Genomic DNA, 519 nt, shown 5'->3' on the forward strand with positions numbered 1-519 from the left:
AATGCAACTAAATGGCAGGTTAGTTGAACAAGAAATGCTATAATTATCGTAATTAGTACCATGATTTTTATATAAACTTAGATAACGCGTTATTCTAATAAGGAGGGTTCATTATTGAGATTAAATTCTGAAGATATAATGAAACAACTACTTGATACAGAATATATTGATACAAATTTACACGACTTATCGTATGACCATTTATCTCATACTGTAGTAATGAAATATGGTGAATACAAAAAAGAGGAACCCGATTGTACTGTAATTTTTAAGGACTGTTTTTCGATTAATTTAAATACTTGGCTAGAGGGAATGAAGGAAACAGTTCCCAAAAAACCAGGAGAGTTAGACTTCTTTTTTCATGAAATAGAAATAGAAGATATAGAAATTAATGGAGTAAAATTTTATAAATGTTCAATGGTAATACCAATGATGGACTGCCAAATTATATGTGTGAATATCGAAATTATTAATCATTAAGTAACTAGTCGAGTAGAATGGAGTCTTTTTACCTTACGG

The 519-nt window shown here is 29.1% G+C and carries 1 protein-coding gene; it reads left to right on the forward strand.

The features are described 5' to 3' along the window. Positions 1-114: 114 nt before the first annotated feature. Positions 115-480 carry a hypothetical protein gene (locus CN514_RS24760; RefSeq protein ID WP_098234828.1) on the forward strand — a complete coding sequence of 122 codons (366 nt, stop codon included), beginning with the start codon at positions 115-117 and terminating at the stop codon, positions 478-480. Positions 481-519: the final 39 nt, after the last annotated feature.

It is taken from the genome of Bacillus sp. AFS001701 (genome assembly GCF_002559405.1).
GTDB lineage: Bacteria > Bacillota > Bacilli > Bacillales > Bacillaceae_G > Gottfriedia.